This window comes from Micromonospora sp. NPDC049175 (assembly GCF_043197345.1).
Taxonomy (GTDB): Bacteria; Actinomycetota; Actinomycetes; order Mycobacteriales; family Micromonosporaceae; genus Micromonospora.
Map to the genome: position 1 here is coordinate 1,443,186 of NZ_JBICSY010000001.1, position 23,661 is coordinate 1,466,846.

Consider the following 23,661-nt stretch of genomic DNA (forward strand, 5'->3'; position numbering starts at 1 on the left):
GGCGAGCGGTTACCCGGCGCGGGCCGGTTCACCCCTTCCGGGCGAGCACGCTTCACCCGGCCGCGACCGACGATCGGGGGACGTGGACGGGGAGGACGTGGTACCGGTGGGAGCGATGGGACGGCTGGTGCGAGCGGGACCCGCCCTCGGCGGCGCGGCGCGGATCGGGATGCGCCGGCTGCGCGTACCCCGGTGGCACGGCCGCGGTGGCGCGGACCGCGCCCCGGTCAGCACGCCCCGGTGGGAGGTGGTGACCGTCGACAGGCCGCCCGAGCAGGTGCTTCCCGCTGGTGCGTGGCCGGAGCCGCTGCGCCGCCTGGACGGCGCCGTCGAGGTGCGGGTGCGGCCGGCGCCCGGCGACCGGGGCACCGAGTTGGCCGCCCGGCCGGTGGCCGGTGCCACCCCGCCGGTCGGGCTGGCCGCCCACCTGGTCGGCGACGACCCGGGTCTGCTCGTCCGCCGGGCCCTGCGCCAGATCAAGCAGAGGGTGGAGGCCGGCGAGGTGCTGCGCGCCGACCGATCGGCGCTGGACCGCCCCGAGGTCCGCGGGTGAGGGCGCTGTGCTGGGTGGCCGCCGACGAGGTGGCGGTACGCGAGGTGCCCGACCCGGAGCTGCGCAACGAGCGGGACGTCATCGTCCGGGTCCACCGCAGCGCCACCTCCGGCGGTGACCTGCCGCTGCTGGCCGGCCGCAACCCGCTGCTGCGCGCCGGTGACGTGCTCGGGGCCGAGTTCCTGGGCGAGGTGGTCGAGGTCGGTCCCGGGGTCCGCCGACACCGCAGCGGCGACCGGGTGGTCGTCGGCGCGAGTGTCGCCTGCGGCGGTTGCTGGTACTGCCGCCAGGGCCTGCACTCCTGCTGCGACAACGCCCACGCCGACCCGGCGAGCGCCGACCTCGGCTGGGAACGCGCGGACGCCGGCTGCTTCGGCCGTCCCCGGGCGGCGGGCGGGTTCGCGGGCGGTCACGCCGAGTACGTGCGGGTGCCGTACGCCGACGTGGGCGCCTTCCGGGTGCCGGACGCGGTCGACGACGACGGGGCGGTGTTCGCCGCCGACGCGGCACCGACCGGGTGGCTGGCCGCCGAGTTGGGTGCCGTGCGTCCCGGCGACGTGGTGGCGATCTGGGGTGCGGGGGCGGTGGGCCAGTTGACCGCGCGGGCGGCGGTGCTGCGCGGTGCCGCCCGGGTGCTGGTCGTCGACAGGTACGAGGAGCGGTTGCGGATGGCCGAGCGGCACGTCGGCGCGGAGCCGCTGGACTACCGCCGCACCGACGTCGCGGCGGAGCTGCACGACCGCAGCGGTGGGCGGGGTCCGGACGTCTGCGTGGTGGCCGTCGGCCCGCCGCCGCCCGAGCGGTTCGGTGGCCATGCCGACCGGCCGGACGCGAGACGCGAGGCCGTGTACGCGTGCCGCAAGGGCGGTGTGGTGGTGCTGCTGGGCGGGACGGACGGGTTCGTCGACGCGTTCCCGCTGGGCACGGTGACCGACCGACGGCTGACGTTGCGCGGGGCCGGCCGGCCGGACCTGCGGGACGTGCCGATGCTGCTGGACCGGATGGCCCGCGGCGAGCTGCGCACCGCGCATCTGGCCACCCACCGACTGCCGTTGGCGCACGGCCCTCAGGGGTACGCGTTGTTCCGGGACCGGGCCGATGGCTGCGTACGCGCCGTGTTCACACCCTGACGCCCTCCTCGTGAGCTGCCGTCGGGCACCTCGAATGGCACACTCTGGGCATGGCTGGGGAGCGGACGTACGACGTGGTGCTGTTCGGGGCGACCGGGTTCACCGGCGGCCTGACCGCCGACTACCTGGCCCGACACGCGCCGGTGGGGCTGCGCTGGGCGCTGGCCGGGCGTAACCCGGACCGCCTCGCCGCCGTCCGGGACCGGCTCGCGGCGGTCGACCCGACACTCGCCGACCTGCCGCTGCTCACCGCCGACGTGACCGACGCCGACTCGTTGCGGGCGGTGGCGGAAAGCGCCCGGGTGGTGGCCAGCACGGTCGGCCCGTACGTCCACCACGGCGAGCCGCTCGTCGCGGCCTGCGCGACGGCCGGCACGGACTATCTGGACATCACCGGTGAGCCGGAGTTCGTCGACCTGATGTACGTGCGTCACCACGCCGAGGCGACCCGCACCGGCGCCCGGCTGGTGCACGCCTGCGGGTTCGACTCCGTCCCGCACGACCTGGGCGTCTGGTTCACGGTCAAGCAGCTTCCCGCCGACGCTCCGCTCACCGTGGACGGTTACGTCCGCGCCGGGGGCCGGTTCTCCGCCGGCACCTACCATTCGGCGCTCACCGCGTTCGCCCGTACCGGGCAGGCCAGCCAGGCCGCCCGGGAGCGCCGGGCGGTCGAGCCGCGCCCCACCGACCGCCGGGCCCGCGCGGTGCCCGGCCGGCTGACCCGCTCCGCCGAGGTGGGCGCCTGGGCCGTGCCGCTGCCGACAATCGACCCGCAGGTGGTCCGCCGGTCGGCGGCGGCCCGACCGGAGTACGGCCCGGACTTCCGGTACCGGCACTTCGTCGCCGTGAAGCGGCTGCCCACCGTGCTGGCCGGCGCGGTCGGGCTCGGCGCGCTGATCGGGCTGGTGAAGCTGCCGCCCAGCCGACGCTGGCTGCTCGGCCGGCTCGCCTCCGGGCAGGGGCCGACCCCCGAGCAACGGGCGGCGTCCTGGTTCCGGGTCCGGTTCGTCGGCACCGGCGGCGGTCAGCGGGTGGTCACCGAGGTGGCCGGCGGCGACCCGGGGTACGACGAGACGGCGAAGATGCTCGCCGAGTCGGCGCTCTGCCTGGCGCTCGACGAGCTGCCGCCGACCGCCGGCCAGCTCACCCCGGTCGCCGCGATGGGCGACGCGCTGCTGGACCGGCTCGTCCGGGCCGGCCTCACCTTCCGGGTGCTGGAACGCTCGGCTTGACCCTCGACCGGGTCGAGGGGGCAGGATGCCCAGCGTGAGTGACCTGCACAGCATCGGCGAAATGGCACGGGCCAGTGGCCTGACCGTCAGCGCGCTGCGCTTCTACGATTCGGCGGGGGTGCTGGAGCCGGCCCTTGTCGACCCGGTGACCGGCTACCGCTGGTACACCGACGAACAGATCACGCCGGCCCGGTTGGTGGCTGGGCTGCGCCGCATCGGCATGCCGGTCCCGGAGATCGCCGCCGCGGTACGCGCCGAGCCGGCCGCGGTGCGCCAGTTGCTCGACACGCACCTGCGCCGGTTGGCCGACGGGCTGACCGACGCGCGCCGCGAGGCCGCCCGACTCCGGGCCCTGGTCGACCCGGCCCGGCCGGCCACCACCACGCTGCTGCTCTCCCCCACCGACCTGGCCGCCGCGCTGGACGCGGTGCGCTTCGCCGTCGGCGTCGACCCGGAGCTGCCGATGCTCTCCGGCGTGCTGCTGGACGTGGAGCCGGACGGCGTACGGCTCGTCGCCACCGACAGGTACCGAATCGCGCTCGCCCGCGCCACGGCGGACGTCGACGGCCCGCCCGCGCGGGTGTTCGTGCCGGTGGCTCTCGTCGACCGGCTCCGGCCTCTGCTCGACGCCACCGACGCCCGGCCGGTGTGGCTGAGCGTGGCCGGAGCGGAGCTGCGGGTGCTGGTGGCCGGTCACACACTCACCGGCACCGCCCTGCCGTACGACTTCCCCGACTACCGTCGGCTGCTGCGCGAGGCGGTCGGCGAGCGGCCGGCCGCGTACCGCATCCCGGTGGACGTGGTGGCGCTGCGCGCGGCGCTGCGGGATCCGGCCGCCCCCACGCTGGCCCGCGAGTACGCCGGCACGCCGCTGGCGGTCTCCGTCCTCGGTCTCGACGACTCCGGCGGCCTGCGCCTGCTGCACCCCGCCGAGCTGTCCACGGCCGACCCGGCCGCCGAGCGGGTGGGCGGGCTGCGATTCGGGGTGAACGGCGAGTACCTGCTCGACGCGCTGGACGCGGCCGGCGGCCCGCAACTGGTGCTGGAGCTGGACGGGCCGATCGCCCCGCTGGCCGTGCGCCGCCCGAACGACGAGGACACCTACTCCGTGTTGATGCCGATCCGGCTGTAGAAACCAGTCGCGCTCCCCGTCCCCGGGTGGAAACGTGCGCGACGGTAACATCTGATGGTTCACCAGTGAACCCCGGACGGAGGCGTACAGAGCAGCATGCTCGACATGGAGTTGATCCGGAAGGATCGCGAGGCGGTGGCGACCGCGCTGGCGAAGCGTCTGGATCCCGCCGAGGTCAGCCGGGCGCTGGACGAGATCCAGCGGCTCGACCAGGAACGCCGCGCCCTGATCACGGGGATCGACGCCGAGCGGCAGCGCCGCAAGGCGGAGGCCCGGGCGTACGCGCAGGCGAAGCGGGCCGGCGAGGAGCCGCAGGCCGCCGCACCGGAGGCCGAGCGTCAGCAGCTCGCCGAGCTGGAGTCCCAGCTGGACGAGGTGCAGTCGCGGCTGCGCACGGCGATGAGTGAGCTGCCCAACCTGCCGGCCGACGACGTGGTGGCCGGCGGCAAGGAAGCCAACCGGGTCGTGAAGACCTTCGGCGAGCCGCCGGTGATCGACAAGGTCCGCGACCACGTGGAGTTGAGCCGCGCGCTGGGCCTCGTCGACTACGAGCGCGGGGTCAAGCTCGGTGGGTCCGGCTTCTGGATCTACACGGGCATCGGCGCCCGGCTGGAGTGGGCGCTGCTCAACTACTTCATCGACCAGCACGTCAAGGCCGGGTACGAGTTCCTGCTCCCGCCGCACCTGCTGCTCGACTCGGCCGGCTTCGCCGCCGGGCAGTTCCCGAAGTTCTACGACGACGTCTACCACCTGGACGCCGAGTCCGCCCCGCGCGGGCAGTTCCTGCTGCCCACCTCGGAGACGGCGATCCTCGGGGCGTACCAGGACGAGATCCTGGAGACCCCGAAGCTGCCGCTGAAGGCCTTCGCGTACACGCCGTGCTACCGGCGGGAGTCGGCCGGCTCGCACTCCGACGAGCGCGGCACGGTGCGCGGGCACCAGTTCAACAAGGTGGAGATCTTCCAGTTCACGCTCCCGGAGCAGGCCGACGCGGCGCTGGAGGAGATGCTCGCCCACGCGGAGAGCCTGGTCGAGGGGTTGGGCCTGCACTACCAGCGCAGCCTGCTCTCCGCCGGTGACGCCAGCGCGTCGATGAAGAAGACCCTCGACATCGAGGTGTGGATGCCGAGCACCGGCAAGTACAAGGAGGTGTCGTCGGTCTCCTGGGCCGGCGACTACCAGGCGCGGCGGGCGGCCATCCGCTACCGCGAGCCGGGCGGCAAGCAGACCCGCTTCGTGCACACCCTCAATGGCTCGGCGCTTGCCACCAGCCGACTCTTCCCCGCCATCCTGGAGCAGAACCAGCAGGCCGACGGCAGTGTCCTGATCCCCAAGGTCCTCCAAGACCGCCTAGGAACAGACCGCCTAACCCCGCGCTAGTCCCCCGGCCCTCCCCCCCTCCCGCCCTCTCCCGCCCCCCGTTGATCATGGAGTTATTGCCCTTCGCCTCGGCGTGTCACGGCAATAACCTCATGATCAACGGGGCTGGGCCGGGTGGGGGCGGGGTGCGGAGTGGGGGTGTGGTGGGAGCGCTTGATCAGGTGTGCGGTCAGGACCAGGGTTCCCAGCGCGGCCAGCAGCACCTGTGGGCCTACGGCGTCCAGGTTGCCGGCCAGGGTGTGTTGCAGGCGGGACGCCGCCTGGATCACCGGGTCCCGTAGCGCTTCTCGGTGGCCGGCGGACAGGCGTAGCTCGTACCAGCCGTACCAGGCGACGTACCCGCCGGCGAGCAGCAGCACCAGGCCACTGAGCCGGGGCACCAGCGCGCCGGCGACGCGCAGCCGGGCCACCAGGCCGTCGCGCAGCAGCGCCACGCCGAGCGCGGCGACCGCGACCACCAGACCCATCCCGAGGGCGTACGCGCCGAACAGCGCCAACCCGCGCCCGGTCGAGCCGGCCTGGAGGCTTGTCACCACGATGGCCAGGAACGGCGCGATGGCGCAGCCGAGCGACGCCAGCGCGTACGCCGCGCCGAACAACGCCATCGACGGCCAGGTGCGGGTGAGCCGGGGCGCGCGGGCCGACCAGCCGGGCGCGGGCAGCCGCCGGCCGGCGAGCAGCCAGCAGCCGGCCACCGCCAGCAGCACGCCGAGCACCACGGTCAACCAGGGCAGCCGGGGCCGCAACCAGCCGGCCAGCGGCGCGAGCGCCAGGCCGAACGCGCCGAAGACCACCACGTACCCCAGGGTCAGCCCGGCCGCCGCGGTGAGCGCGCGGCCGACCGCGCCGCGGACGTCCGACGCCCCGGCGACCAACAGCGAGAGGTACGCGGGCAGCAACGCGAAGCCGCACGGGTTGACCGCGCCGAGCATGCCGGCGGTCAGCGCGAGCAGCAGCGCGCCGCTCACGCCCCGGCCAGTGCGGCGACCCTGGCGCTGAGCGCCTCACCGTCCAGGAAGCCCTTGTGGACGACCGCGCCGTTCCGGTCGATGATCACGAAGATGCTCTGCTCGGTCACCTTGAACCGCTTCCAGAGCGCGCCCCTGCTGTCCTCGATCTGCGGCGTCCCGGCGAGGTCGAACTCGGTGACGAACTCGTTCATGGCCTTCCGCTCGCCCAGCCCGGCGACGCCGACGATCGGCACGGTGTCCCGGTAGCGGGGCGCGATCTCGGCCACCGTCCAGGCCTGGCTGGCGCAGGTGGCGCACCACGGCGCCCAGAACCACAGCACCACCGGCCTGCCGGCGAGCTGCGCCGCGTCGAACGCGGCGCCGCCGAGGGTGGTGCCGGTGAAGCGCAGCACGTCCGGAACCTGCGCCGGGGGCGGCGAGCCGGTCGCGGTGGGGGTGGGGGTTGACGCGGCACCTGTGGTGGCCGGCGCGGTACCGGCGACCGCCGCTGGCGGGTTGGCCGTGCCGGTGCAGGAGACCGTGCCGAGGAGAGCGGCGGCCAGCGCTGCGGCGGTGCCGGCACGGCGGACCGCACCAACCCCCGACGGTCGCCTCCGTGTGGGCCAGCTGGGCATGCGCGTCTCCGTTCGTTCGGCGAGAAGGCGCCCTTGCCTACTCGGCCTTGGCGAGGCGGAGAGCCAGCTCGGGGCATACCTTTACCGCCTTCAGCGCGCCCTCCCGCAGCCAGGTCGGCACGGGGGTGGGCGGGAAGGCGGGATATCCGTTCGCGTCGAGCCGGATGAAGTCCGGTACGACGTGCGCGCACAGGCCGTGCCCGTCGCAGCGGGACCAGTCCAGGGTGAGCTTCTGCGGGTTCGCGTCGGGTGCGCCGGGCAGCCCCATCTCACCCTTGACCCGCCGGCCACAGCCGTCACCGGTGCTGTGCAGCCGCAGGTCCTCGGCGAAGACCTCGATCGCGGAGAGGGCGAACCGGGCGGTGCCGTCCGGGTGGCTGCACGCGCCCCGGCCCTTCACCTCGCCGGCGGCGGCGCGTACCACCTCGGCCGGTTGGCTGCCGGCCACGGCCAGGTCCACCGCGCGGGCCAGGTCCGGCAGGCCCATCTTGCACGGTCCACACTGGCCGGCGGACTCCCCGGCGAGATAGCGCACCACCTGGGCGGCCTCCCCGAGCGGGCAGGTGTCGACACCGAGCGGGACGATGATGCCCGCGCCGAGGGTGCCGCCGACCGCCGCCAGGCCCCTGCGGGACACCTCGGCCCGGTCCGCCGCCTCCGGGGTGATCCACTTGCCGTGGTAGCCGCCCATCAGGATGCCCTGGGTCTCCGGCACCTCGCACAGGTCCAGGACGTCGCGCAGCGGCATGCCCGCGGTGCACTCCACCACAGCCGGCCGGCCCGCCGCGCCGGTCACGGTGAGCAGCACGGTGCCCGGCTCGTCGTCGGTGCCGAGGGCCGCGTACTCGTACGGGCCGAGTCGCGCGCCGACGGCGAGCTGCGCGTACGTCTCGGCGTTTGACAGCAGGGTGGGCAGACCGCTGACCCCGGAGTCGCTGGAGCGCTTCTTGGTGCCGGGCGGGATGTGCGGCAACCCGTTGATCCCGTTGACAAGCGCGCCGCCCTCGCCGGAGATGAACCGGTGCGGCACGGTGACGATCGTCGTCAGCACCGGCATCCGGCGCTCTTCGAGGGCCTCCATCAGCGACTCCCGGCCGACCCCGTCGTCGGCCACGCCGATCACGATCTCGTCGGCGTCCAACGCGTACGCGGCCAGCGCCGCGCCGTCCAGGATCAGGTGCGGGGCACGGGTGAGCAGCACCTTGTCCTTCCAGCTCGCCGGCTCGCCCTCGGTGGCGTTGACGACCACGACGGCCGCGAGGTCCTGCCGTTCGCAGGACTCCAGCACCGCGCGCAGTTTGCGGGCGAACGGGAAACCCGCCCCGCCCTTGCCCTTGAGCTGCATGCCCTCGGCGAGCCGGAGCAGTTGCGCCGGCTCCATCGGGCCGATCGGGCCGTGCACCTCCTCGTGCGCGGCCAGGTCCAGCCGACCGAACTCGGCGAAGCCGGCGGTGAGCCGTGGCTCCCCCACGCAGGCGACGGGCGGCACTGTCGTCCGCATCACTTCGCCTCACCTCGCAACCCAGCCCAGTACGCCCCGTCCACCGCGTCGGCGCTGGCCTTGCGGCGCTTGGCGGACCGGCCCTCGCCGGCTGCCCGCCGAGCGCGCCGGGACGCCAGGTCGACAAGGGTCGGGGTGTCGTCGACGGGCGGCGCGACCTCGTCCGGCACGTACCGGGCCGGCGGACGCCAGTAGTCCGGCTCCTCCGGCACCTCGTCCTCGGCGCTGTGCCGGCCGCTGCCGCTGCGCGGCGCCGCCGAGATGGGGCTTGCCGAGATCGGGCCGGCGGAGATCGGCTCGGCGGAGACCGGGCCGGCGGAGATCGGCTCGGCGGCCTGCCACCGGCGCGGGCTGTCCCACGGCTCCTCCGGCTCGACCGTCGGCTGCGGCGGCGCCGAGTAGCGGCTGCCGTCGTCCTCGCCGCGGGACCGGCGGCGGGACCGCTCGGCGGCCGGCTCGTCGGCGCGTCGCCGACCGCTCGGAACGGCCTCGTCCCGGGTACGGGAGCCGCGCCGCCGCGTCACCGGCTCCAGCTCGTCCTCGTCGTCGCGGCGGCGGGTGTTGGTCTCCTCCACGCCGCGGCGGGCCGATCGGCCGGTCGTGGACTCCTCGGCCCGCCGTCCGCGCGAGGTCCGTTCGGTGTCGCGGCGGGCCGCCGGCTCCTCGTCGCGTCGACGTCGGCTCGGCCGGGTCGGCTCCACGAGGGAGCCGGGCTCGGGCACCACCGGCACGGTGAACCGTTCCGGGTCGCGTCGCGCGGCCGGGGCGGCCCACGTGGCGGTGGTGGTCTCCGCCCAGGCGGGACGCTTGTCCGCGTCGGCCTTCTTGCGCCGGCTCAGCCCGGCCAGCAGCGACCGACCGCTGTTCGTCTCGCTGGTCCGCCCGGCGAGCACCGCGTTGCGCACCGCCGCCTGGTGCTGTTCGCGGCTGCGTCGACCGATGGTGACCGAGAGCCGGACCAGCAGGGCCAGCACCACGAGCAGGATGCAGCCCAGGTAGCTGAACACCACCCAGGGCTGCGCGGCCCGACCGGCGTTGAGGCCGTGCAGCACGGCGAACGGCCAGGCCAGGTACGCGGTGGAGTGCAGCGTGCGCCACAGCCACTTGGGACCGACGCCGGCGAAGCGGGCCCGGATGATGCCGGTCCAGATCACGCTGACCATCAGCAGGGCGGCCACGGTGCCGAGCCCGACGTAGAGCCCTCGGCCGCCGACGAACGGCACCAGCGCGTCGGTCGCGGCGGCCCGCCCAGTGGCGATCTTGGTGAGGACGTGGAAGCCGAGCCCGGCCACGCCCAGCACGCCGGTGGCCCGGTGCGCCGACTGCATCAGCACCCGGTGCGAGATGCGCAGCACCAGCCGGTCGGTGGCGAGCAGGCCGAGCATCACGGTGAGGCTCAACGTCACCAGGGAGACCACCCCGGCGAAGAACTCGGTGAAGAAGAAACCGTACGCGTACGCCGTCTGCCCGGCGCCGGTCAGCATGATCGCCGCCCACAGCGCGGCGAGCGCCGACGCGATCAGCAGTGTGGTCGCTGACCGTGACGGTGTGCGTACCCCCCGACTGCTGGCGCTGGTCCGGACGGTGGCCGCCTTCTGGTTCTGCTGTGCCCGGGCCATGTGCTCCTCGATCGTCTCGCGGCGGCGTACCACCGGCCGACCCCTGCTCCCCCATCCAGTACGGACCGGCGGGGCGCGCGGATCATCCGTCCGGAAAAATTTCTGGGCCGCGATCGAACCGAACCGTGTCGACGTGCGTTTCGGCGCACGCTCGGGACCTTCGGTGGGCGCGTATCGCCGAACCGGGAGCCCGGCGGCGTCCGCCACCTTAGAGTGGTTTAGTGCCGTTTGACCGAAACTCCCCGTACCGTCGCCGCGGCCCCTGGGTGGCCGCCGCCATCGCCGTACCGACCCTGCTGGTGGCCGCGCTCCTGGTGGGCCAGGCCCTGACCCCCGGCACGACGGCCCCCGACCGACGGATCGCCGCCGCCGACCCGACGCCGAGCAGCGCGGAGCAGAGCCCCGACGAGTCGATCCCCCCGGCCGCGCCCGCCCCGGCCGGGCTGCCGGTCGTCGACTACGACCCCGCGCCCGGAGGCTTCCCCACGGACCCGGCCACCCTGGACACCACGCCGCTGACCGAGGGCGTGCACCCCACCAGGCGGATCGCCGCGTACGACGCGCCCGGCGGCCGTCCGCGGGCCTTCCTCGAACCCATGATCAGCGGCGTCGACCTCACCATGCCGATCGCCGACCGGCGTGCCGGCTGGACGGCCGTCCTGCTGCCCTCGGCCAACCGGCGGCTCGCCTGGCTGCCGCCCGGTGGGTTCGACACCGTGGCGCTGCGCGACCAGATCGTGGTGGAACGCAAGGCCCACCGGCTCACCTGGTACCGGGCCGGCACGGCGGTGCGTTCCTGGGAGGTCAGCCTCGGCCAGTCGGGGCAGGAGACCCCGCTCGGGCGGACCTTCGTCCTGGGCCGCACCCCGCCGCCCGAGGAGGTCTACGGCGGGGTGGACATCTACGCCCTCGGCGCGGTGCCCGACGACCCCGAGTCGGTGCCGGCCGGGCTGCGCGGCGCCCACATCGGGGTGCACACCTGGCAGGACGACGACGAGTTGGGTGAGAACACCACGAACGGCTGTATCCGCCTGACCCGCAGCGGTCAGCGGGAGTTGCTCGCCGAGGTCCGCCCCGGCAGCAGCGTGGTGGTTGTCGACAAGCTGCCCACCCCGCCCCCGACCGCCTGACCGGCAGCCGTCACTCGCCGAGCAGCCAGCCGTTCTGCTCGGCGACCCGGATCGCCTCGGCCCGGTTGCGGGCGCCGGTCTTGCCGATCGCCGCCGACAGGTGGTTGCGCACCGTCCCCTCGGACAGGTGCAGCGCCCCGGCCAGGTCCGCGACCGTGCCACCGCCGCGGGCGGTCCGCAGCACCTCGGTCTCCCGGTCGGTCAGGGGGCTCACCCCGGCCGCCAGCGTCTCGGCGGCCAGCGTGGGGTCGACCACCCGCAGGCCGGCGTGCACCCGACGGACCGCGTCGGCGAGTTGCCGGGCCGGCGTGTCCTTGACCACGAAGCCGCTCGCGCCGGCCTCCATCGCGCGACGCAGGTAGCCGGGTCGACCGAAGGTGGTCACCACGAGCACCCGGCAGGTCGGCAGCGCGGTCCGCAACGCGGCGGCGGCGGCGATCCCGTCCAGGCCGGGCATCTCCACGTCCAGCAGGGCGACGTCGGGGTTGCTGCGGCGGGCCGCCGGCACCACCTCGTCGCCCCGACCGACCTCCGCCACCACGCTCAGGTCCTCCTCCAGCGAGAGCAGCGCGGCCAGGGCGCCGCGGACCAGCGCCTGGTCGTCGGCGAGCAGCAGCCGGATCGGGTGGGCCAGGCCCGCGCCGGAGGCACTCACCGGGCCTCCGCCGGGGCGTGCACCCGGAGCAGGAAGCCACTCCCGTCGCGCCGGCGCCCGACGCTCACCACGGCGTCCAACTCCCGCGCCCGCTCACGCAGGCCGACGAGCCCGTGCCCGTTGGCGTCGGGAGTGGACGGGCCCCGACCGTCGTCGCTCACCTCGACCCGGTCCGGGTGGACCCGGACCGTGCAGCACCGCGCCCCGCTGTGCCGGACCACGTTCGTCACCCCTTCCCGCACCGCCCAGCCGAACAACCGGTCCCACTCGTCCGGCAGCGCCGGCACCTCGGCCGGCAGGTCCGCCGCGATGCCCGCCGCCGCCAGCGCGGAACGGGCGCCGGCCAGCTCCGCGGCGAGGGTGACCTCGCGGTACGCCCCGACCGTCTGCCGCACGTCGGACAGCGCCGCGCGGGCCAACGCCTCCACCTCGGCGATCTCGACGGCGGCGCGCTCACGGTCCACCTCGATGAGCCGGCCCGCCAACTCGGCCTTGATGGCCACCACGGTCAGCGAGTGCCCGAGAATGTCGTGCAGGTCGCGGGCGGCGCGAGCCCGCTCCTCGGCGACCGCGAGTCGGCCGATCTCCCGCTGGGCAGCCCGGAGTTCGCTGTTGCGCTGCGCCAGCCGGGACACCCCGAACATGGCGAACGAGGCGAGCAGGACCGCGACGGTGACGGTGCTCTCCCCCGTCCAGGTCGGCACCAGCCAGGCCCCCACCAGTGGAATCAGCGCGCAGAGCGCCACGATGATCAGTGCCTGCACCGCGGACAGCAGGAACACCGCGGACGCGGCCACGAACACCAGCGTGGCCGTCCAGTCCCCGGCGGTGCCCGGGATGCTGGCCAGACCCAGCACCACGAGGCCCGTCAGCGCGATCCCCGCCCGGCGTGGGGGAATCGGTTGGAGGTGCTCACGCAGCTGACGGGCCCACTGGAACAGCAGCACGTAGCCGAGACCGAAGGCGATCAGGGTGGCGACGCCGACCACCCGCCGCCACGGCTGCGGCTGATGCAGTGCGGTGGAGAGCGGCACATTGAGGAAGAACAGCCAGACCGCGGCCAGCAGCCAACCGGTGAACCGCCATCGGCGGCTCACCGGTCGGGGCTGACCCGTCAGGGAGTCCATCGGGTCCACGCTAGCCGTCGCGCGGGGATCAGACCCGCGCGGTGTCCCGGCGGAACAGCCGGGCCGCACCGACACCGAAGACCAGCGCCCAGCCGACGAGGTTGACCACCGCCGCGACGCTCACCCCGTCACCGGTCAGCGGGGCGCGGGCCAGCACCCCCATGCCGTACACCGGGGTGAACTTCGCGACCTGCTGGAGCACCTCCGGCAGCACCTCGACCGGGACGAACAGCCCGCCGAACATGGCGAGCACCGCCAGGATCGGGCCGATGAACTGCATGACGTTCTCGGCCGGCACCAGGTAGCCGATGAACAGGCCGAACGCGGCGAAGACCAGCGAGCCGACCCAGGCGGCGAGCCCGGACAACAGCCAGACGTACAGGGGGATGCGCACACCGGCCGCGGCGCCCACCAGAAACTCGACGACGACGGCGAGCAGGCCGAGGGTCATCGCGGTGACCAGCTTCGTCGCCACGTACGCGGTCGGGCGCAACGGGGTGAGCCGCAGTTGACGGCTCCAGCCCAGGGCCCGCTCGGTGGCGACCGCCCCGCCCGCGCTCGTGGTGGCCACCATTGCCGCGTACACGGCCAGGCTGATCATGACGTACGCCGTGACCGGGCGGCCGTTGTCCAGCGACTGCCCGCCCTGCGGCAGACCGAAGATGAGGAAGAAGACGCCCGGCATGATCAGCGTGAAGGCGAGGGTGCGGCGGTTGCGCAGCACCCGGCGCAGCTCGATGCGCAGGACGCCCGGGGCGAAGCCGCCCAGGGCGGGCAGCCGACGGTCCGGCTCGACGACACGGGTGGGGGTGGGGGTGACTGTGGTCATCTCAGGCTCCGGGGTGCGCGGTGGTCAGGGCGAGGAAGGCGTCCTCGAGGTTGCGGGAGGTGATCTCCACGTCCCGCGCGTCGGTCCGGGTGAGCAGGTGCCGGGCGATCGCGTCCGAGTCGCCGGTACGCACCAGCACGCTGTCCCCGCGTACCTCCACGGCGTCCACGCCGGGCAGCGCGGCAAGCGCGGCCTGGTCGGCACCGGGCAGGGTGGCCCGGACCGTGCGGCCGGCGGCCAGGTTCTTGATCTCCGCGGTGGTGCCGTCGGCCACGATGCGCCCCTGTCGGACCAGCACGATCCGATCGGCGTACGCGTCGGCCTCGTCCAGGTAGTGGGTGGCGAAGATGACGGTCCGGCCGGCCCGCGCGTCGCGGCGCAGGGCCTGCCAGAAGTCCCGCCGGCCCTCGACGTCCATGCCTGTGGTCGGCTCGTCGAGCACCATCAGATCCGGGTCGGGCAACAGGGCCAGCGCGAAGCGCAGCCGCTGCTGCTGGCCGCCGGAGCACCGCCCGACGACCCGACCGGCGATGTCGGCGATACCGGCGCGCTCCAGCACCTCGGCCGTCGGGCGGGTGTGCCGGTAGAAGTGGGCGCACATCTCGACCGTCTCGCCGACGGTGAGGTCCTTGAGCAGCCCGCCGGTCTGGAGCACGGCGGCGACCCGACCTCGGGCCACCGCGTCGTCCGGGGCGCCGCCGAGGATCCGGACGCTGCCCTCGTCCGGGCGGGCCAGACCGAGCAGCATGTCGATGGTGGTGGTCTTGCCCGCCCCGTTGGGGCCGAGGAACGCCACCACCTCGCCGGGCTGCACCCGCAGGCTCAGCCCGTCGACCGCGGTGACCGCGCCGAAGGTCTTGGTGAGGCCGTTCAACTCGACGGCCGGATGCGTACTGGTCATGGCACTCATGCTCCGGCGACGCGGACCTCGCCACCCGGAGCGGTCGTCACGTTCCGACCGTGACATTTGTCAGGGGCCATCGACGGGTGACGACGGCGGGAGCGGAGCGGGCCGCCGTCGTCACCCGTCCATCGCCGGCGGGGAGGAATTCCCGGCGCGGCAGCGGGTAACCGCCGGGCCGGACGCCGCGACACCGGGAGGACGCGATGGGTGCCACGCCGCAGGGCCAGGTCGACACGGTCGTGCTGATCCACGGACTCTGGATGACCCCACGAAGCTGGCAGCGGTGGGTGGAGCGGTACACCGAGCGCGGCATGCACGTCATCGCCCCGGCCTGGCCCGGGATGGACCGATCCGTGGAACAGTTGCGCGACGATCCCACACCCATCGCCGACCAGAGCATGGCCACGATCGTCGCGCACTACGACAGGATCATCCGGGCGCTCCCGCGACCACCGATCATCATGGGCCACTCCTTCGGCGGCCTGTTCGCCCAGGTCCTCGCCGACCGGGGTCTCGGCGCGGCAGTGGTCGGGGTGCACCCCGCGGCGGTGAAGGGGGTGCTGAAGGTGCCGCTGAGCCAGTTGCGCTCCGGCTTCCCGATCCTGCGCAGCCCCACCAACCGGAGCAAGGCCGTCCCGTTCACCGCCGACGACTTCGCCTACACCTTCGGCAACACCATGAGCCGCGAGGACTCCGACCGGGCCTGGCTGCGCTACGCCGTCCCGGGTGCGGGCAGGGTGTTCTTCGAGGGCGCCTTCGCCAACGTCGACCCGCGCTCGCCGGCCCGGGTCGACACCACACGCGACGACCGCGCGCCGCTACTGCTGCTGGCCGGCGGAGCGGACCACGTGGTGCCGGCATCGGTGGTCCGGGCCAACGCGGCGCTCTACCAGAAGTCCCGGGCGCTCACCGCCTACCAGGAGTTTCCCGACCGATCACACTTCACCGTCGGCGCGGACGGCTGGGAGGAGGTCGCCGACTACGCGCTGGACTGGGCGCTGCGCGCGGCGGCCCTGCCCCGGGAGGCGACAATCGCCAGCGAGAGCCCCCGCCGCTGAAACGGCGAGTTTCCGCGCTGTAGAAGCGAGCCAGACGTAGGGCACCGCGACAGCGCTACCCTAGAAGCTTCCACTTTGGGAGCGGCAGCTTTACCGCTCGGAGGCTGACGCAGATGTCTCTCGGAGCCTCGCCAAAGCTCGCAGGTACTCGTCTTCAACAATCCGGTCAAACACGCTTGTCTTCGTTCCCGCATGCACAACATCGCGCGTGAGTCGGGCCTGATCCCAGAAGCTCAACCCCACCTCGGTGGCGAAGATTTCGGCCGCCAGCAGCCCGCGCACCTGACTCTCGGGCATGCCACCCAACTGCCAGGTCGAGGCCCAGAAATTGAGGGTCAGATTGATGTATGCATGCTGCCGCCGTCTTTCCGGGTCAGGTTCCTGGGCTAGCGACCCCCAGCACTCCATCAACGAGGCGTCATCGATGGCCATCTTCAGCAGCAATGCATGCTGGTCTCGCTGTGCGTACTCCAAAGCGATGCGGGACTGCCGATTCTGACTGATGGTAGCGGCGGCGACCCCGACCAGGGCCAACGCGGACAGCAGCACGGACACCGAGCCGTACGCCTGGCCGATGTCCGCCAAACGCTCCCAATCGGTACTTGAATCAACGGCATAGCCGATCAGGAGCGGAGAGAGCAACAATCCGAGCGCTCCCAAAAGTGCGAGCACCACCCCAACAACTACGCCACGAATGCTCCTCATCTACGCGAGGTTAGTTGGCGCATCCAAGCTAAGCGAGATCCGTCACGACCGCCCATCTGCCGGTGCGCTCCGGCGCCTGATCGTCAAGTTCCCCAGCCCAGGGAGATGTCGAGGATCTCCAGATCGGGCGGTGCCGCTGGGGCCACCCGCTTGGGGTCACGGGTGACCAGGCAGCAGCGGTAGAGGACAGCGGTCGCCACGGCGTGGGCGACGTCCAGCGGCACATCGAACCGCGCGGCGATCCGGGCCACCCGCCGACTGGTCGGCGCGTCGTAGACCGCGACGTTGATGTCCCGCTCCTCACTGAGCAGCAGGTCGAGCAGGTGGACCGCTGGTGTGCCAGCCGCCTCCAACTGAGCCTGGCCCAGGCAGAGCGCGGGAATCCAGACCACCTGCTCCGGGTCCTCCTCGGCGAGGGTCAGGATCGCCCCCGGCTCGATGCTCGTGCCGGAGGCATAGGCGAGGAGGGCCGACGTGTCCAGGACAAGGCCGTTCACGCCGCAGCCGAACCGTCCTGGTCGAACTGGCGCAGCCACTCGGCGTTGCGGGCGTGCTGCTCGTCGGTGATCGGCGCTCGTGCGGCGAGGTGCGACCTGGTCCGCTCGATGTCCTCGTCGGTCACCACGTAGCCAAGTTGTGCCCACCGGGCGCGAAGGCCGTCGGCGCGCATCTTCCGGCGCAGGATCCCGGTGATGAAGCCCGACGTATTGCCCTGCGTACGCTCCACGTACGCGGCCACGTCATCGGGCAGGCTGATGGTGATGCGGCGAGTCATACTCTGACCCTACTCGTTGCATACTCAGGCAGGGACGACGACAGCGTCGCGTGTCGTTCCCGAACTTCGGACGCGCGGCTCAGTCGGGCCGGACATGGGCGGGCGCGCCCGGGGTATCTCGGAGGGATGAGGGCCAGTTTCCGACTCGGTCGGATCGCGGGAGTGCCGGTCGGCGTCAACTGGAGCGTTCTGGTCATCTTCGCGTTGATCGCGTGGGGTCTGGCGGCCAACCAGTTCCCCCGCTCGTACCCGGACCGCTCGTCCGTGGCGTACACCCTTGCCGGGCTGGCCGCGGCGGTGGTCTTCTTCGTCGGCCTGCTCGCCCACGAGGTGTCGCACGCGGTGGTGGCCAAGCGCAACGGGCTCACTGTCGACGGCATCACGCTGTGGCTCTTCGGCGGCGTGGCCGAGTTGCGGGGCGAGCCGCGCGACCCGGGCGCGGAGCTGCGGATCGCCGGCGTCGGCCCCCTGGTCAGCCTGGTGCTCGGGGCGTTCTTCGGCGCGATCGCCGCGCTGCTCGCGCTGGCCGGGCAGGACGGGCTGCTCTTCGGGGCGGTGGCGTGGCTGGCCGGCATCAACGTGCTGTTGGCCATCTTCAACGTGCTGCCGGCCGCACCCCTGGACGGCGGGCGACTGCTGCGCGCCGCGGTGTGGAAGGCCACCGGCGACCGGACCAGGGCGTCGGTGGTCGCGGCGCGGGCGGGCTGGGTGCTGGGCGTCCTGCTGATCGGCCTGGGGCTGTGGCAGTTCCTGTCCGGGGTCGGCTTCGGTGGGCTCTGGCTGGCCCTGATCGGCTGGTTCCTGATCGGTGCCGCCGGGACCGAGGAGCGGCAGGCCCGCACCGGCAGCGCGCTGCGCGGGGTCCGGGTGGGCGACGTCATGACGCCGCAGCCGCAGACCGTCACGGCGGAGATGACGGTCGCCGACTTCGTCGACCACTACCTGTTCGCCTACCGGCATTCGGCGCTGCCACTCACCGAGGAGGGCCGGCCGACCGGCCTGGTCACCGTCGACCGGGTACGCGGCGTGCCGGCCGAGCGGCGAGCGTCGACCACCCTGGCCGAGGTGGCCTGCCGGGCCGACCAGTTGGTCCTCGCCCAGCCGGGTGAACAGCTCAACGACCTACTCCCCCGGCTCAGCGAGTGCGCCGACGGCCGAGCCCTGGTCGTCACCAACGGTCAGTTGGTAGGCATCGTCAGTCCCAGCGACATCAGCCGAGCAGTCCAACGCAGCACCCTCCGCACCCCGCCAACAACCCCAACCCCCACCCCCACCCAACCCCGTTGATCATGAGGTTATCGTCACGACACGCCGGGCCGGGCGGCAATAACCTCATGATCAACAGCCGTCCCGGGCGGCGGGACGGGGTTAGCGGGGGAAGTGGTGGTCTAGTGGGGCGGTGCGGAACTTGCCGGTCGGGTCCAGGCGGGGCAGCAGGGCGGCGAAGTCGGCGTGGCGCGGGTAGCGGTCGGCCAGCTCGGCCGGGTCGGTGACGAAGACCTTGCCCCAGTGCGGGCGCGGCGCGAACGGCGCCAGGCGTGCCTCCACCGCCGCCACCACCGGCAGTACGGCCGCGGTGTCGTCGATCCAGGTGAAGTGCACGACGAAGCTGTCCCGCCGGTAGTTCGGGCTCAGCCACAGCTCGTCCGCGGCCACCGTCCGCAGTTCGCACACCAGCAGCACCGGTGCGATCAGGTGCGCCACCTCGTCCAGCGTGGCGAGCACGTCGGCTGCCGCCGTCCGCGGCACGTGGTATTCGGACTGCAACTCCTCGCCGCCGCTCGGGGTGAAGCCGAGCTTGAAGTGCGGCAGCCGCTCGTGCCACGGGCCCGGCTCGCCGAGCTGCGGGGTGCAGTTCTCCGGCGGCATCCCGAGCACCGGGTGCCGTGGCTGGTCGGCGGCGGTGGTGCCGAGCCAGTCCGCCGACGGCGGCGGCTGGTCGACCGCCTGCTTGCGCCACACCTCACGTAGCCGGGGCGTACGCCAGTCGGTGAAGACACTCACGCTGTACGCCGAGCCGAGCGCCTCGTCCAACGCCTCCCGGTCGAGGTCGAGCGACACGTACTGGCGCAGCTCGAAGGCCGGCACCACGTCCAGGGTGACCCGGGTGGCCAGGCCGAGTGCGCCGAGGCCGACCACCATGCCGGCGAAGGTGTCGGCGTCGGTCTCGCGGTCGACCCGCAGCAGGTCGCCGGCCGCGGTGACCAACTCCAGACCGGCGACCGCGGTGGCGAGGTTGCCGTGCGCCTGACCGGAACCGTGGGTGGCGGTGGCCACCGCGCCGGCCACCGAGATGTGGGGCAGCGAGGCGAGGTTTGCCAGCGCGTACCCCTGGGTGTGCAGGTGTCGGGCGAGGTCGCCGTAGCGTATCGCCCCGCTCACCGTGACCTGCCCGCGCTCGCGGTCCACCTCGACCACCGGGGGCAGCCCGGCGAGGGTGACCAGGTCACCGTCGGTGTCGCCGAGGCGGTTGAAGGAGTGCCCGCTGCCCACCGCCCGGATCCGGGTGCTGCCGGCGACCAGTCGGCGCAGGTCGTCGGTGGAGGTCGGTCGGTGGAACGCCCGAGCGGCGTACCGCACGTTGCCGGCCCAGTTGCGGCGCGGGACGTCGGCCGCGGTCGTCGGAGTGTCGTGCTGTCCGTGCGCGATCATGTAGCGGTCTCCCGATCGGTGGACGGGTGGTCGGCCAACGCGGCGACGAGGGCGTCCAGAACCGTATCCGTCTGGAACGTGTTGTAGCCACGCTGGGCGATCGGCAGACCTGCCGCGCTGGCACGTTCGATCTCACCCCGAGCCGCCTGCCGGGTCGACGCGTCCCCGGACAGCAGGGCGTCCTGGCCGCGTCGGATCAACCTGTCGACCCGGTCCATCTGGTAGCCACGCAGGCCTACTGGCAGGTCCGGGTCGGCGAAGGCGGCTCGGCGCAGCGCCAGCAGGTCGACGAAACGGTCACCGGCGTACGTCGTGAGCGCGGCGGACACCTGATCGGGCTGTTCGCGGACCTGGTCGAGGACGAGCAACTCGATGGCGGGGCGGCCGTCGAGCGGGTGACGGGCGGTCACCGGCTCCAGCGACACCCCCGGCACGGGCACCAGCAGCAGTCGCGGCGGTCGCCGGTAGCCGTCGCGGCGGGGCGGCTCGTCGAGGACCAACGCGTCGACGTCGGCCCACCGGATGTCGCGACGCAGGCCGGGCCGTCGGATGGTGAGCCCTTCGGCGCCGATCCCGAACCGGAACGGTCGCAGCGCGCTGACCAGCGCCACCACGCCGAGCGCGACGGCACCGCCGGCGATGATCATCCTTAGCGGCGCGCCGTGACTGGGATAGACCAACAGGAGCATTCCACCGAGTACGCACACCAGAGCGAGCGCACGGGCCCCCCGATTCCGGCGCAATTCCACGCTCGGACCCCCGTTCATGACCGTCGCGTCGGTTCCAGCATCTTCCGCCAAACCGCCCACCGGGGACACCGGTCGATCGGGCACGGTTGTTCTCGTCATCGCCGGGGAACCCTACGCCCATGAGCAGCTACCGTGATCCGGCCCCACGGGGCGACGTGTTCCCCTCCGAGGAGGAACTGGACCCGACCGGCAGCGGCGTCGAGCAGGCAGGCGCGCCGTCGGCAGGCGGGTTGGCCAGCCATCCGGCGCCCACTCCCGGTCCCCGACCCACCCCGTCGCCCGCGCCGGCCCCGACGCCGGTGCCGGCACCCGGTCCGGCACCGCGCGCGCCCGGCACCGGGCCACAGTCGATCGTGACCCGGCACCTGGACGGCTCGGTGGAGGTGGTCACCGACCTCGACGGCGACGGCGTCGCCGACGTCGTCCAGATCGACGTCGACGGCGACGGGATACCCGACATCACCTATGTGGACAGTGACCGGGACGGGCGGCTGGACACCGTGCTGGGAGACCCGCACGCGTCCGGGTCGGGCGTGGGCGCCCACCGCCGCGCCTGACCACCTGGAGCACCCCACGGCGGCCCGTTGGCTCAGAGCTTCGCCATGACCTCGTTGGCGACGAGTTCGAGGTGCGCCAGGTCGCCGAGGTCCAGCACCTGGAGGTAGAGCCGCTCGCTGCCGATCTCCGCGTACCGGCCGATGGTGTCCACGACCTCGCTGGGCGTCCCGGCCAGGCCGTTGGCCCGCAGCTCGTCCGGATCGCGGCCGATCGCGGCGGCCCGACGCGCCACCTCGGCGTCGTCGCGCCCGCAGCAGAGCACCAGAGCGTTGGACCAGACCAGCTCGGCCGGGTCCCGGTCGATCTGCGCGCACGCGGCGCGGACCCGGTCGAACTGCGCCGCCGTGTCGGGCACCGAGGCGAACGGCAGGTTGAACTCGTCGGCGTAGCGGGCGGCCAGCGCGGGGGTGCGCTTCGGGCCCATCCCGCCGAGCAGGATCGGTGGGCGCGGCTGCTGCACGGGCTTCGGCAGCGCGGGTGAGTCCCGGACCGGGTAGTAGCGACCGGCGTACTCGTACCGCTCCCCCGGCGGCGTGGCCCACAGCCCGGTGATCACCGCGAGCTGCTCCTCCAACCTGTCGAACCGCTCGCCCAGCGGCGGGAACGGAATGCCGTACGCGCTGTGCTCCTCGGCGTACCAGCCGGTGCCGATGCCCAACTCCACGCGACCGCCGCTCATCTGGTCGACCTGCGCCACGGTGATCGCCAGCGGGCCGGGCAGCCGGAAGGTGGCCGCGGTCATCAACGTGCCGAGCCGGATCCGACTGGTGTCTCGGGCCAGACCGGCAAGCGTGGTCCACGCGTCGGTGGGGCCGGGCATCCCGGTCCCGTCACCCATCCTGAGGTAGTGGTCGGACCGGAAGAACGCGCCGTAGCCGGCGTCCTCCGCGCAGCGGGCGACAGCGAGCAACTGGTCGTAGGTGGCGCCCTGCTGAGGTTCGGTGAAGATCCGCAGTTCCATGATCCGAGCATAGGGTTTCCCGGTGGGACCCGGTCGGTGGTCGCACCGACCGGGCCACCGGTCGTGAACTCAGGCGTACGGCGGGGTGGAGTAGGCCGAGCGCAGCGCGGCCAGCCCGGTCTCCTTCGGCGTCAGCGTCCCCCAACCGGAGTTGAAGTAGTTCGTCTGGGCGAACAGCGGTCCGCGCTCGGCGTTGAGCTGGGCGATGGCCGCCGGTACGGTGGCGATCCAGGCGGCCTGGTTGGGTATCTCGGCCACCCGCACCCCCCACTCGGCGACGAGCACCGGACGGGACAGCGCCACCGGGCCGAGGTCGGCCACCGCCCAGTCCTTGGTACGGCGGAACCGGGCCAGTGCGGTGTGGCTGGCGTTGGTGCCGTAGACGTTCCACTGCAGGAAATCCAGCCGGGTCATCAGCGACTCCGTGTGGATGCGCTGGAAGCAGGCCCGGTCGAAACCGCCGATCCCGACCGAGAAGGTCGTGCCGCCGGGCAGTGTCCGCGTCTTGAACCAGGTGAGCATGTAGTTGAGCGCCTGCAGCGCGCGGGCATCGGACTGCGCCCAGGTGTACCCGACACCGCTTTCGGTGGTGCCGAACTCGTGGTCGGTGTCCAGTTCGGACGCGAGTTGGATGTTCACGCCGAAGCCGAGTGTCCGGTACTGCGACAGAGCGCGGGCGAACAACCCGTCGCACTGACCGCTGACCACCTGGCTGTACCCGTACGCCTTCGGCCAGGTGGTGCCGGGGCGCTGCTGGATCGTCATCGACGGCGCGGGCACGGTGTAGGTGGTGCCGTCCACGGTGAAGGTCTGCGGGCCGGTGTCCGGGGCGCCGTAGTGCTTCAGCTCCAGGACCATGTTCATCTGGATCCCCGCCCGGCCCAGGGTGATCAGCCAGGGCCGGTTGTAGCCGGGGAAGATGTAGCCGTCGGCGAAGCTGCGGTACTGGGTCAGCGAGCGGAAGTTGCCGCCGGCCATGTCGGCGGTGGGGTCGGCACCTCCGGAGAGGTAGTAGCCGCCGAGTATGGGCTGGCCACCTACTGTGTAGTCGGCGCTGGCCGTCGCGGTGTTACCGGCGGCGTCGCGCACCTGCACGGTGACGCGGGGCATCACGCCACCGCCCGGTAGACGGCGACCGAGCCGTTGTCGGAAACCCGGGTCCAGGTACGCCCCGAGTTGTCGGTGACGGTCAGGGTGAGCGGGTCGATGACCGCGGTGACCTTCACGGGCGCGCTGCTGTTGCCCTGCGCGTCGGTGACCACGATGGTGACGGTCAACGGCTTGGTGTCGGCGTCGGAGTAGGTGACGGTCAGCAGCATCTGGGCGCCCGGCGAGTAGGTCGGCGCGTTCAGGGTTGCGGTTGCGGTGGGAGCGGCCATGGAGGTGCCTCTCTGAGCTAGACCGCCGGGTCCGGGCACGCACGGGG

The 23,661-nt window shown here is 73.1% G+C and carries 25 protein-coding genes; 9 read left to right on the plus strand and 16 right to left on the minus strand.

Translation table 11 applies throughout. The features are described 5' to 3' along the window. The first annotated feature begins 115 nt into the window (after positions 1–115). The 5 genes from ACGFH8_RS06215 to serS all read left to right on the plus strand — a co-directional run bounded on the left by ACGFH8_RS06215 (position 116) and on the right by serS (position 5,427). Entirely contained in the window at positions 116–553 is a 438-nt protein-coding gene (locus ACGFH8_RS06215; protein ID WP_393364093.1) for a hypothetical protein, read from the plus strand. Beyond that, positions 550–1,683 (plus strand): alcohol dehydrogenase catalytic domain-containing protein, encoded by a 1,134-nt coding sequence (locus ACGFH8_RS06220; RefSeq protein WP_393364096.1) that lies wholly within the window; start codon positions 550–552, stop codon positions 1,681–1,683. Before ACGFH8_RS06215 ends, ACGFH8_RS06220 begins: the two co-directional genes overlap by 4 nt. A gap of 50 nt (positions 1,684–1,733) precedes the next feature. Beyond that, positions 1,734–2,915 (plus strand): saccharopine dehydrogenase family protein, encoded by a 1,182-nt coding sequence (locus ACGFH8_RS06225; RefSeq protein WP_393364099.1) that lies wholly within the window; start codon positions 1,734–1,736, stop codon positions 2,913–2,915. A gap of 43 nt (positions 2,916–2,958) precedes the next feature. Beyond that, positions 2,959–4,047 (plus strand): MerR family transcriptional regulator, encoded by a 1,089-nt coding sequence (locus tag ACGFH8_RS06230; RefSeq protein WP_393364549.1) that lies wholly within the window; start codon positions 2,959–2,961, stop codon positions 4,045–4,047. A 96-nt stretch (positions 4,048–4,143) separates the two neighbouring features. Then, on the plus strand, positions 4,144–5,427 hold the full coding sequence (gene serS / locus ACGFH8_RS06235; protein WP_393364102.1) for a serine--tRNA ligase: 1,284 nt from the start codon (positions 4,144–4,146) through the stop codon (positions 5,425–5,427). A gap of 53 nt (positions 5,428–5,480) precedes the next feature. On the opposite strand, the gene ACGFH8_RS06240 is transcribed toward serS, so the two are convergent. The 4 genes from ACGFH8_RS06240 to ACGFH8_RS06255 are packed head-to-tail and all read right to left on the minus strand — an operon-like array spanning position 5,481 to position 10,165. After that, positions 5,481–6,395 (minus strand): cytochrome c biogenesis CcdA family protein, encoded by a 915-nt coding sequence (locus ACGFH8_RS06240; RefSeq protein WP_393364105.1) that lies wholly within the window; start codon positions 6,393–6,395, stop codon positions 5,481–5,483. Next, on the minus strand, positions 6,392–7,012 hold the full coding sequence (locus ACGFH8_RS06245) for a TlpA family protein disulfide reductase (RefSeq protein WP_393364108.1): 621 nt from the start codon (positions 7,010–7,012) through the stop codon (positions 6,392–6,394). The genes ACGFH8_RS06240 and ACGFH8_RS06245 overlap by 4 nt, the downstream gene beginning before the upstream one ends. Before the next feature lie 37 nt (positions 7,013–7,049). Beyond that, a complete protein-coding gene (locus tag ACGFH8_RS06250; RefSeq protein ID WP_393364111.1) occupies positions 7,050–8,516 on the minus strand; it encodes an NADH-ubiquinone oxidoreductase-F iron-sulfur binding region domain-containing protein in 1,467 nt (488 codons plus the stop codon). After that, complete coding sequence (locus tag ACGFH8_RS06255) at positions 8,513–10,165, minus strand: hypothetical protein (RefSeq protein ID WP_393364114.1); 1,653 nt, start codon at positions 10,163–10,165, stop codon at positions 8,513–8,515. The genes ACGFH8_RS06250 and ACGFH8_RS06255 overlap by 4 nt, the downstream gene beginning before the upstream one ends. A gap of 188 nt (positions 10,166–10,353) precedes the next feature. Between ACGFH8_RS06255 and ACGFH8_RS06260 the strand changes: the two genes are divergently transcribed. Further along, a complete protein-coding gene (locus ACGFH8_RS06260; protein ID WP_393364117.1) occupies positions 10,354–11,262 on the plus strand; it encodes a L,D-transpeptidase in 909 nt (302 codons plus the stop codon). Between the two features lie 10 nt (positions 11,263–11,272). Here the strand turns inward: ACGFH8_RS06260 and ACGFH8_RS06265 are convergent, their stop codons facing one another. The 4 genes from ACGFH8_RS06265 to ACGFH8_RS06280 are packed head-to-tail and all read right to left on the minus strand — an operon-like array spanning position 11,273 to position 14,774. Continuing rightward, complete coding sequence (locus tag ACGFH8_RS06265) at positions 11,273–11,917, minus strand: response regulator (protein ID WP_393364120.1); 645 nt, start codon at positions 11,915–11,917, stop codon at positions 11,273–11,275. After that, positions 11,914–13,044 (minus strand): histidine kinase, encoded by a 1,131-nt coding sequence (locus ACGFH8_RS06270; RefSeq protein WP_393364123.1) that lies wholly within the window; start codon positions 13,042–13,044, stop codon positions 11,914–11,916. The genes ACGFH8_RS06265 and ACGFH8_RS06270 overlap by 4 nt, the downstream gene beginning before the upstream one ends. Before the next feature lie 28 nt (positions 13,045–13,072). Next, complete coding sequence (locus tag ACGFH8_RS06275) at positions 13,073–13,873, minus strand: ABC transporter permease (protein ID WP_393364126.1); 801 nt, start codon at positions 13,871–13,873, stop codon at positions 13,073–13,075. A gap of 1 nt (position 13,874) precedes the next feature. Continuing rightward, a complete protein-coding gene (locus tag ACGFH8_RS06280) occupies positions 13,875–14,774 on the minus strand; it encodes an ABC transporter ATP-binding protein (protein WP_393364129.1) in 900 nt (299 codons plus the stop codon). 206 nt (positions 14,775–14,980) lie between these two features. Between ACGFH8_RS06280 and ACGFH8_RS06285 the strand changes: the two genes are divergently transcribed. Then, positions 14,981–15,835: an alpha/beta hydrolase gene (locus tag ACGFH8_RS06285; protein WP_393364132.1), complete on the plus strand. Its 855-nt coding sequence runs from the start codon at positions 14,981–14,983 to the stop codon at positions 15,833–15,835. 90 nt (positions 15,836–15,925) lie between these two features. Here the strand turns inward: ACGFH8_RS06285 and ACGFH8_RS06290 are convergent, their stop codons facing one another. From ACGFH8_RS06290 to ACGFH8_RS06300, 3 genes are all read right to left on the minus strand, one after another. Then, on the minus strand, positions 15,926–16,540 hold the full coding sequence (locus ACGFH8_RS06290; RefSeq protein WP_393364135.1) for a DUF6082 family protein: 615 nt from the start codon (positions 16,538–16,540) through the stop codon (positions 15,926–15,928). 83 nt (positions 16,541–16,623) lie between these two features. Then, entirely contained in the window at positions 16,624–17,037 is a 414-nt protein-coding gene (locus tag ACGFH8_RS06295; RefSeq protein ID WP_393364138.1) for a type II toxin-antitoxin system VapC family toxin, read from the minus strand. After that, positions 17,034–17,315: a hypothetical protein gene (locus ACGFH8_RS06300; RefSeq protein WP_393364141.1), complete on the minus strand. Its 282-nt coding sequence runs from the start codon at positions 17,313–17,315 to the stop codon at positions 17,034–17,036. Before ACGFH8_RS06300 ends, ACGFH8_RS06295 begins: the two co-directional genes overlap by 4 nt. Before the next feature lie 126 nt (positions 17,316–17,441). On the opposite strand from ACGFH8_RS06300, the gene ACGFH8_RS06305 reads away from it, so the two are divergent. Next, the gene (locus ACGFH8_RS06305) at positions 17,442–18,602 is read left to right on the plus strand and encodes a site-2 protease family protein (protein WP_393364143.1); all 1,161 of its coding nucleotides are present in this window, start codon (positions 17,442–17,444) and stop codon (positions 18,600–18,602) included. A gap of 81 nt (positions 18,603–18,683) precedes the next feature. On the opposite strand, the gene ACGFH8_RS06310 is transcribed toward ACGFH8_RS06305, so the two are convergent. Together ACGFH8_RS06310 and ACGFH8_RS06315 are read right to left on the minus strand one after the other, a co-directional pair. After that, a complete protein-coding gene (locus ACGFH8_RS06310) occupies positions 18,684–19,967 on the minus strand; it encodes an FAD-binding protein (protein ID WP_393364146.1) in 1,284 nt (427 codons plus the stop codon). After that, positions 19,964–20,614, minus strand: coding sequence for a hypothetical protein (locus ACGFH8_RS06315; RefSeq protein WP_393364148.1), 651 nt, complete (start codon positions 20,612–20,614; stop codon positions 19,964–19,966). Before ACGFH8_RS06315 ends, ACGFH8_RS06310 begins: the two co-directional genes overlap by 4 nt. A 221-nt stretch (positions 20,615–20,835) precedes the next feature. On the opposite strand from ACGFH8_RS06315, the gene ACGFH8_RS06320 reads away from it, so the two are divergent. Beyond that, positions 20,836–21,273 (plus strand): hypothetical protein, encoded by a 438-nt coding sequence (locus ACGFH8_RS06320; protein WP_393364151.1) that lies wholly within the window; start codon positions 20,836–20,838, stop codon positions 21,271–21,273. 32 nt (positions 21,274–21,305) lie between these two features. On the opposite strand, the gene ACGFH8_RS06325 is transcribed toward ACGFH8_RS06320, so the two are convergent. From ACGFH8_RS06325 to ACGFH8_RS06335, 3 genes are all read right to left on the minus strand, one after another. Next, a complete protein-coding gene (locus ACGFH8_RS06325) occupies positions 21,306–22,235 on the minus strand; it encodes an LLM class F420-dependent oxidoreductase (RefSeq protein ID WP_393364154.1) in 930 nt (309 codons plus the stop codon). A 69-nt stretch (positions 22,236–22,304) separates the two neighbouring features. Beyond that, complete coding sequence (locus ACGFH8_RS06330) at positions 22,305–23,345, minus strand: hypothetical protein (protein WP_393364156.1); 1,041 nt, start codon at positions 23,343–23,345, stop codon at positions 22,305–22,307. Next, positions 23,345–23,614, minus strand: coding sequence for a hypothetical protein (locus tag ACGFH8_RS06335; RefSeq protein WP_393364159.1), 270 nt, complete (start codon positions 23,612–23,614; stop codon positions 23,345–23,347). Before ACGFH8_RS06335 ends, ACGFH8_RS06330 begins: the two co-directional genes overlap by 1 nt. Positions 23,615–23,661 lie beyond the last annotated feature (47 nt).

Excerpts from the sequence above, each read along its gene's own strand:
- ACGFH8_RS06270 (WP_393364123.1), bottom strand. The coding sequence starts at position 13,044 with ATGGACTCCCTGACGGGTCAGCCCCGACCGGTGAGCCGCCGATGGCGG.
- ACGFH8_RS06215 (WP_393364093.1), top strand. The coding sequence starts at position 116 with ATGGGACGGCTGGTGCGAGCGGGACCCGCCCTCGGCGGCGCGGCGCGG.
- ACGFH8_RS06325 (WP_393364154.1), bottom strand. The coding sequence starts at position 22,235 with ATGGAACTGCGGATCTTCACCGAACCTCAGCAGGGCGCCACCTACGAC.
- ACGFH8_RS06275 (WP_393364126.1), bottom strand. The coding sequence starts at position 13,873 with ATGACCACAGTCACCCCCACCCCCACCCGTGTCGTCGAGCCGGACCGT.
- ACGFH8_RS06305 (WP_393364143.1), top strand. The coding sequence starts at position 17,442 with ATGAGGGCCAGTTTCCGACTCGGTCGGATCGCGGGAGTGCCGGTCGGC.
- ACGFH8_RS06310 (WP_393364146.1), bottom strand. The coding sequence starts at position 19,967 with ATGATCGCGCACGGACAGCACGACACTCCGACGACCGCGGCCGACGTC.
- ACGFH8_RS06320 (WP_393364151.1), top strand. The coding sequence starts at position 20,836 with ATGAGCAGCTACCGTGATCCGGCCCCACGGGGCGACGTGTTCCCCTCC.
- ACGFH8_RS06335 (WP_393364159.1), bottom strand. The coding sequence starts at position 23,614 with ATGGCCGCTCCCACCGCAACCGCAACCCTGAACGCGCCGACCTACTCG.
- ACGFH8_RS06280 (WP_393364129.1), bottom strand. The coding sequence starts at position 14,774 with ATGACCAGTACGCATCCGGCCGTCGAGTTGAACGGCCTCACCAAGACC.
- ACGFH8_RS06330 (WP_393364156.1), bottom strand. The coding sequence starts at position 23,345 with ATGCCCCGCGTCACCGTGCAGGTGCGCGACGCCGCCGGTAACACCGCG.
- ACGFH8_RS06290 (WP_393364135.1), bottom strand. The coding sequence starts at position 16,540 with ATGAGGAGCATTCGTGGCGTAGTTGTTGGGGTGGTGCTCGCACTTTTG.
- ACGFH8_RS06285 (WP_393364132.1), top strand. The coding sequence starts at position 14,981 with ATGGGTGCCACGCCGCAGGGCCAGGTCGACACGGTCGTGCTGATCCAC.
- ACGFH8_RS06245 (WP_393364108.1), bottom strand. The coding sequence starts at position 7,012 with ATGCCCAGCTGGCCCACACGGAGGCGACCGTCGGGGGTTGGTGCGGTC.
- ACGFH8_RS06300 (WP_393364141.1), bottom strand. The coding sequence starts at position 17,315 with ATGACTCGCCGCATCACCATCAGCCTGCCCGATGACGTGGCCGCGTAC.
- serS (WP_393364102.1), top strand. The coding sequence starts at position 4,144 with ATGCTCGACATGGAGTTGATCCGGAAGGATCGCGAGGCGGTGGCGACC.
- ACGFH8_RS06225 (WP_393364099.1), top strand. The coding sequence starts at position 1,734 with ATGGCTGGGGAGCGGACGTACGACGTGGTGCTGTTCGGGGCGACCGGG.
- ACGFH8_RS06315 (WP_393364148.1), bottom strand. The coding sequence starts at position 20,614 with ATGATCATCGCCGGCGGTGCCGTCGCGCTCGGCGTGGTGGCGCTGGTC.